6 protein-coding genes are annotated in these 7,764 nt (G+C 39.6%); 1 reads left to right on the top strand and 5 read right to left on the bottom strand.

Features of this window, described 5'->3' with window-relative positions; translation table 11 throughout:
• Window positions 1-121: 121 nt before the first annotated feature.
• From xylA to xylF, 4 genes are read right to left on the bottom strand one after another with little or no spacing between them, the layout of a single operon-like run.
• Window positions 122-1,438, bottom strand: coding sequence for a xylose isomerase (gene xylA, locus AC52RT_RS10175; protein WP_495540641.1), 1,317 nt, complete (start codon window positions 1,436-1,438; stop codon window positions 122-124).
• A gap of 17 nt (window positions 1,439-1,455) precedes the next feature.
• On the bottom strand, window positions 1,456-2,637 hold the full coding sequence (locus tag AC52RT_RS10170; protein WP_495540640.1) for a sugar ABC transporter permease: 1,182 nt from the start codon (window positions 2,635-2,637) through the stop codon (window positions 1,456-1,458).
• Entirely contained in the window at window positions 2,624-4,150 is a 1,527-nt protein-coding gene (locus AC52RT_RS10165; protein WP_495540639.1) for a xylose ABC transporter ATP-binding protein, read from the bottom strand. The genes AC52RT_RS10170 and AC52RT_RS10165 overlap by 14 nt, the downstream gene beginning before the upstream one ends.
• 32 nt (window positions 4,151-4,182) lie before the next feature.
• Window positions 4,183-5,217: a D-xylose ABC transporter substrate-binding protein gene (gene xylF, locus AC52RT_RS10160; protein ID WP_495540638.1), complete on the bottom strand. Its 1,035-nt coding sequence runs from the start codon at window positions 5,215-5,217 to the stop codon at window positions 4,183-4,185.
• A 223-nt stretch (window positions 5,218-5,440) separates the two neighbouring features.
• Here xylF and AC52RT_RS10155 point away from each other — a divergent pair, with 223 nt between their 5' ends.
• Window positions 5,441-6,592 (top strand): ROK family protein, encoded by a 1,152-nt coding sequence (locus AC52RT_RS10155; RefSeq protein WP_495540637.1) that lies wholly within the window; start codon window positions 5,441-5,443, stop codon window positions 6,590-6,592.
• Between the two features lie 77 nt (window positions 6,593-6,669).
• On the opposite strand, the gene AC52RT_RS10150 is transcribed toward AC52RT_RS10155, so the two are convergent.
• Window positions 6,670-7,764, bottom strand: a 1,095-nt coding sequence (locus AC52RT_RS10150) for a C40 family peptidase (protein WP_495540636.1), incomplete at its 5' end; no start/stop codon positions are given.

Raw genomic sequence — 7,764 nt, 5'->3', positions numbered from 1 at the left:
CTGAACTTGTCCCCAAGTCAATACCAATTACATATTTCATCTACTCTTCTCCTTTGTTAAAAAAAGGGCAGAATAATGAATAATTCTACCCTTTCCTTCTATATTATATAAGCTGATACTTTTATGCTTCAAAAATGTACTGGTTAATCTTCGAACGAAGCAATTCTATACGACCCGATTGATTCTTGATTTGATCATGTTCAAGCGCGTACTTTTCAAGCATTTTGAAATCCGCTCTTCCTTCAACAATATCTAAACCGATACCTTCCGTATAGCTGCTATAACGTTTGGCAATCGCATCTTCGAAAACACGATCCGTACGCAGGTTATGAGCTGCTTTTAATCCTCTTGCAAAACTATCCATGCCTGCAATATGAGCGTACACCAAATCCTCAGGATCAATTGAAGATCTGCGTGTCTTCGCATCGAAGTTCAATCCGCCAGAACCGATTCCGCCATTTTCAAGTACTTCATACATCGCCATTGTTGAGGTATAAATATCAGTTGGGAATTCATCTGTATCCCAACCAAGCAGTGGGTCACCTTGGTTCGCATCAAGCGAACCTAACGCACCATTTAATCGAGCTACTCTGATTTCGTGTTCGAATGTATGCCCAGCAAGTGTCGCATGGTTAGCTTCAATATTCATTTTGAAATGATCACTTAAGTCATACTTTTGTAAAAACTGAAGGGCAGTTGCAACATCAAAATCATATTGATGCTTGGTAGGTTCCTTGGGTTTCGGTTCAATTAAGAATTGACCAGTATAGCCAATTTCTTTCGCATAATCTACAGCAAGATGCATAAAACGTGCCAAGTTATCTAGTTCAAGACCCATATCCGTATTCAATAACGAATCATACCCTTCACGACCGCCCCAGAATACGTAGTTTTCTGAACCCAATTCCTTCGCAACTTCAAGTCCTTTTTTAACTTTTGCCGCACTATAAGCGAATACATCAGCATTACTTGATGTTGCAGCACCATGTACATAACGAGGATTGGTAAACATATTGGCCGTATTCCATAATAATTTCACACCACTTGCTTTCATATAATCTTTTAGTACAGCAACCATTTGATCTGTATTCTGGAAACTTTCACGTAAGGTATCACCTTCTGGCGCAATATCCACATCATGAAATGCATAGTATGGCATATCCAACTTACCGAATAGTTCAAACGCAGCTTCCGCACGAGCTTTTGATTGGTCCATTCCTTGAAATTTATCCCATGGACGCAGCATCGTACCAGCACCAAATGGATCAGATCCATCCGCATTGAATGTATGCCAATAGGCCATAGAAAAACGCAAATGTTCTTTCATTGTTTTCTCACCGACGACTTCCTCGGGGTTATAATATTTAAAGGCGAATGGATTTTTTGAAGCTCCTCCTTCGAATTTAACTTGTTGAATGTCATTAAAATATTTTGTCATGTTAATTCCTCCTCAAATTATTTTTTCTTTTTTGTGGCTACATCCATCCATACAGCTAGTACTAGAATGGACCCTTTCACGATATACTGCCAAAATGGTTCAATATTCATCATGCTCATTCCATTATCGATGCTCGACATAATTAAGGCACCAATGATCGAACCTGGGATTGTACCAATCCCTCCCATTAAGCTTGTTCCGCCAATTACAACTGACGCAATTGCGTCCATTTCAAACATATTTCCTGCACCTGTTGTAGCAGCATTTAAACGGCTGGTTAGCAAAACCCCAGCAACTCCTGAAAGCAGCCCCATTAGTGTGAATACGTACAATACGTTGCGCTTTATATTAATCCCTGAATAGCGGGCTGCTTCCTCATTTCCGCCAATTACATATACGTAACGGCCAAACTTTGTTTTTCCAGCAATAAACATGAAAATCGCTGCTGTCACCAGTACCATCATAAATGGTACGGGTATACCTAAATAGCGGTTCATGATATAGACAAACAACATGAAAATGACTGCGAAACCGGTTGTTTTTCCATAGTCAATTGTTTCACTCGGAAGCGTAATCCCCATCTTTTCTTTTCTCTTTCGATTACTGAATGTCATATAAATCGCGATAACAACAATAACCGCGCTAATGATAAATCCTGTCAAATAAGGGATGTGACCTTGACCAATTACCTTAAAGCTATTGTTAAGCGGAGCGACTGTTTCCCCTTTACTGACACCAATCAGAATCCCTCGGAAAACCATCATTCCACCAAGTGTAACAATGAAAGCCGGCAATTTTTTATATGCAACCCACCAGCCTTGGATAGCACCACCAATGACCCCAATGACCAATGCTGCTCCAATTGTTGGGACTGTTCCCCAGCCAAACCAGACGTGAAGAATAGCTGCTATTCCACCTGTCAGCCCCACAAGAGAACCCACTGATAAATCAATATGGCCTGAAACAATCACCAGTGTCATTCCGATAGCAAGAATAGCTGTGACGGACATTTGTGTAAATAAGTTTGAGATGTTTCGTGATGATAGAAACGCTCCATCTGTCCCTATTGTGAAGATCATTGTAATTAATACAGCAGCAATTAGTAACGCATATTGACGCAGGTTAAACGTAAATTGTAGTTTGTCTTTCATGCTAGGCTTGTTTACTAATTTTGAGTTGCCAGCTTCAGGCATTGACATGTTCTTTCCCCCTAGTTGCCCATTTCATAATCGTCGGTTGATCTGCTTCGTCCTTTGTTAATATTTTTGGAGCTGTTCCTTCAGACATGACCAGAACTCTGTCTGACATACCTAATACCTCTGGAAGTTCGGAAGAGATCATGATAATCGCTAACCCTTCTTTTGCTAATTGATTCATAATGTTATAGATTTCAGATTTAGCACCAATATCGATACCTCGCGTCGGTTCATCTAGAATGAGAACTTTAGGAGCGGTCATCATCCATTTACCAAGCACTACTTTCTGCTGATTTCCTCCGCTTAAAGTTCCAACAATCGTATGGATAGAATTTGCCTTCGTCCTAAGCATCTTCATATACTTTTCTGCTGCCGATATTCCTTTTGATTCATCAACAATACCATTCTTACAAATTGTATCTATAGAAGCTATAATCGTATTTTCTTTAATGCTTGCACCTAGTACAAGTCCCGTCTTTTTTCGATCCTCTGGAACGTATGCAAGTCCATGTTTAACTGCTGCCGCTGTATCGCCGATCGTGACTCTATGTCCATCGATTTTAACTTCACCTTCTGCAGTTCCTTCATACGCGCCAAATATGCTGGTGAACAGTTCTGTTCTTCCCGACCCCATTAAGCCTGATATCCCAAGTATTTCTCCTTGATGAACAGTAAAGCTTACATTCTGGATAACTTGCTTCCCTTCTGTACCAATCACCGAATAATTCTTTACCTCAAGCATTGGTTTCCCTATTACACGTTTATCCATTGGGTAAAGCTGAGTAAGCTCTCGACCAACCATATAAGAGATAATCTTATCTTCATTAAGCTCGTGAATGTCCTTCGTTACAATCGTTTTCCCATCACGTAAAATGGTGACAGAATCACAAAGGCGCATCACTTCATTGAGCTTATGTGAAATATAAATACATGTTACCCCTTTATTTCGCAAGTTTTCTAACAGTGTAATTAAGGTCTCAACTTCTGTTTCAGTTAGTGCAGCTGTCGGTTCATCCAGAATAATCATTTTATTCTCTTTTGAAAGTGCCTTTGCAATCTCTACAAGCTGCTGCTGACCAACGCCTAAATTTTTCACTTTTTCATTAGGATTCACATCTAACCCGACCTGTTCCAGCCACTTTGCTGCTTCAATTAGCGTTCGATCCCAATCGATTAGTCCTTTGCTTAAAAATTCATTTCCCAGATAAATATTTTCTGCAATCGACAGCTCCGGCACCAATGCCAGTTCTTGATAAATAACTGAAATACCTGTTTGTTCAGAATCCTTGATTTTTTGAAAGCTGATTTTCTTTCCGTCAATCATAATATCTCCAGTATAAGTACCTTCAGGATAGATTCCGCTGAGAATTTTCATAAGTGTAGATTTCCCTGCACCATTTTCACCGCATAATGCATGGATTTCACCGCGTTTTACTGAAAAACTAACGCCATCTAGGGCCTTTACACCAGGAAATTCTTTTACGATTCCTTCCATCTTCAGAATATAATCAACCATTCTCTTAACCCCCTTCCTTAGTAAAATGATGGTTATTTACTATTTTTATAAATTTTCGCTTCTTCTTGGAATCCATCCTTTACGACTGTCTCTTTGATATTCGTTTGGTCGACTGAGATTGGATCAAGTAAAATAGATGGAACATCAATCTTTCCGTTATTTGTTTTTCCATTAGCTTCTATGTCTTTGCCTCTGGCCAATCTGTCAGCCAACTTCGCTGCTTCAGTTGCAAGTGTTTTAACTGGTTTATACACAGTCATTGCCTGCTTGCCTTCTGCGATCCGCTGCAAGCCGGCTAAATCTGCGTCTTGACCAGAAACAACTACGTCGCCGTCCATTCCTTGTGAAGCAAGAGCCTGAATGGCACCGCCTGCTGTACTATCATTTGAAGCCACGACTGCATCTACCTTATTCTTCGTACTCGTCAAACCATTTTCCATAATCGACATGGCTTCATTAGCCTGCCAATCCTTGGCCCATTGATCACCTACAACCTTAATGTCACCCTTATCAATCAGTGGTTGTAAGATATTCATTTGACCTTTGCGGAATAATTTCGCATTATTATCAGTCGGTGATCCGCCAATCAAGAAATAATTTCCTTGAGGTACCTTATTCACAAGATACTCAGCCTGCATTTCACCTACTCTGATATTATCGAATGATATGTAAGCATTTACATTTGAGTTTGTGATGATCCGATCGTACGCGATAACGGGTACTCCCTGTTTATTAGCAGAATCTACCGCAGATGCCATCGCATCAGAACTATGTGGAATAATAACCAGAATATCAACACCCTGTGACAACAAATTCTCAGTTTGTGACATTTGCTTAGCATCCTCACCGTTTGCTGATTGAACAATAACCTTAGCACCTAGTTTTTTAGCCTGTGCGACAAATAAATCTCTGTCCTTTTGCCATCTTTCAAGACGTAAATCATCAATGGATAACCCAATGATAATTTCCTCATTTTCTTTTTTCTTCTCCTTGGAAGTATCCTGACCATTTGCAGTAAAAGCAAAAAGCATGACTGCTGCCACTATGACTGTATACAGATATTTCATCCATGTTCCCTCCAAATTGTAAACGCTGTCATCAAGCATCAAAAAAAACAAACCAATTACTTAGTTGTTTGGTTAAACTAACTTATGTTCAAATAATAAGCCAAATATTTAAAAAACACAATACTTTTTTAGAAATATTTGATAAGTTATAATCAATTAGGGAGAATTCGTGTTTTATTGCGTATACTTAATTTAGTCAATATATAAAGTGGGTGAATGTTCAATGATTAGTGCGGACCAAGCACTTGTAAAAAAAATGAATAAAAAGCTCGTTTTACGAGAAATCATTCATACTTCGCCTGTCTCTCGAGCCAAGCTGTCTGAAATCACTGGGCTGAATAAAACCACAGTATCTTCACAAGTAGCAGATTTACTTGATGATAACTTAATATTTGAAATTGGTCAGGGTCTTTCCAGTGGGGGACGTCGTCCAGTTATGCTCGTCTTTAATAAGAATGCAGGTTTTACGATAGGAATAGATCTTGGTGTTGATTATCTCACTATCGTATTAACCGATTTAGAAGGAACCATTGTCTCTGAGTCGCATCAAAAAATAGATTCAGCCTCACCCGACGATCTTCAGAAACTAATGATGGAACTTCTTGAAAAACAAATTTCAATCATTCCTGATTCGCCATATGGCTTAATTGGCATTTGTTTAGGTGTTCCTGGTCTCGTAAATAATGACCAAGAACTAACCTTCACACCTAATTCGAGTTGGAGTGAAATCCCTTTTAAACAAATCCTTGAACAAACGTTTCAAGTCCCAGTATTTGTAGAAAATGAAGCCAATGCAGGAGCTTATGGGGAAAAAGAATATGGAGCCGCTAAACAATTTCGTAATATCGTTTATGTCAGCATAAACGCTGGAATTGGAGCTGGCGTAATCCAAAATAACGAACTGCTAAAAGGTAAGAACGGATTATTTGGTGAGATGGGGCATGCAGTGATTGATTTCAACGGACCTCGCTGTACGTGCGGAAACCGCGGTTGTTGGGAACTCTACGCCTCTGAAAAAGCATTACACCAGTCTTTAAAGACCAACAATCAATCGGTTAATTGGCAGGATATTCTGTACCGAGCAAAGCAAAATGACCCACAAGTCCTGCAAGCGCTTGATACTTTCGGCTTTTATCTTGGGATTGGATTAAAAAACATCATCAACACCTTCGATCCAGAAGTTATTATTTTGCGAAACCGCATCATCGAAGCCTTCCCACAAGTCCTTAATTCCATTAAACATACATTAGTTCCAGGTCAAGCACATAGTCCTAATGTTGATATACTCGTAGTATCCGCCCTAAAGCATAACGCGGCTGCTCTTGGTGCCGCTGCCCTTATGATTAAACACTTTATTGATGGAGTAACGGCGTAGGTAGTGTATATGGAGGGGAAACATCAAAAAAGACAGGCTATAAGAGCACCCTCGCTCTTATAGCCTGTCTTTTTATATTATAAGCGTCTAACGTGTCCAGTAAATTTAAGATCCCAGTATCCGCCGTTTGTCATGCTGGCAATGGCAACACCAGTTGAGCTTTGAGAACCGATGAATTTACCGCCGCCTACATAGATTCCTACGTGGCCGTCTGTTTTGTAGGTATTAAAGAACACCATGTCTCCAGGCTGCATTTGACTCTCAGAGATTCTTGTACCGTAACCTTTTAATGTATCTGTACTGATTGCACCCATAGAACCTACGTTAATTCCAGCTTGTGAATAAGCCCAGCGTACGAATGCAGAACAATCAAAGCGTCCATTATTGATATCTGATTGTGTGCGTCCACCGCCAAATACATAAACAGAATTGCCGATATACTTATTACCTGCAGTAACTGCTGCACTTAAGTTCCGCACAGGTGCTACAGTTGGTGCTGATGGAGTTCCTGTCTTCTCTGTAGTTGATGATTTTTTACTCACTGCTTTTTCTGTTGATTTACTAGTTGATTCTGCTTTTGCAGATGCAGTAGCTTTCGTTGAACCTGCTGATTGTTTTTGATTTTGAGTGGCAATTTGTTCTGTTTCTGCTTTTTCAGCTGCACGTTGTTTAGCAGCTTCTGCTTCAGCTATACGCACTTTTTCTTTTACCATCGTTTGCTGAATGGCAGTAACTTGAGAAGCAAGATCTGCATCCTTTTCTTTTAAATCGGTAATAATTACTGCAGCTGCGGTTTCTTTAGCTGCAAGATTTTTACTCATTTCAACACTCTGTTCTTTTTGGTCTTCTATTTGAGCAAGCATTCCTTCTAACTCAATTTTCATGTTTGTTAACTCAGCTAATTTGTTTTCAACCGCTGCTTGTTTTTCTTCTACTTCTTTTTTATCAGCCTCATGCTCTTTTAGAATTGTTCTATCAGCATCTACCATTGTTGCAACTGCGCCAACACGGCTGATTAAATCGCCAAAATCCGATGAACCTAACAATACTTCCAAGTAATTGACATCTCCACCGCTTTCTTGGAAAGCAATTGCACGTTCTTTAAGAATCTCATTACGTTTTTGAATGCGTTCTTTTAACACCGCAATCTCTTGAAAGTCGGATCGTAGCCA

Source organism: Peribacillus sp., from assembly GCF_059453735.1.
This window is presented reverse-complemented; position numbering and strand designations above follow the sequence as displayed.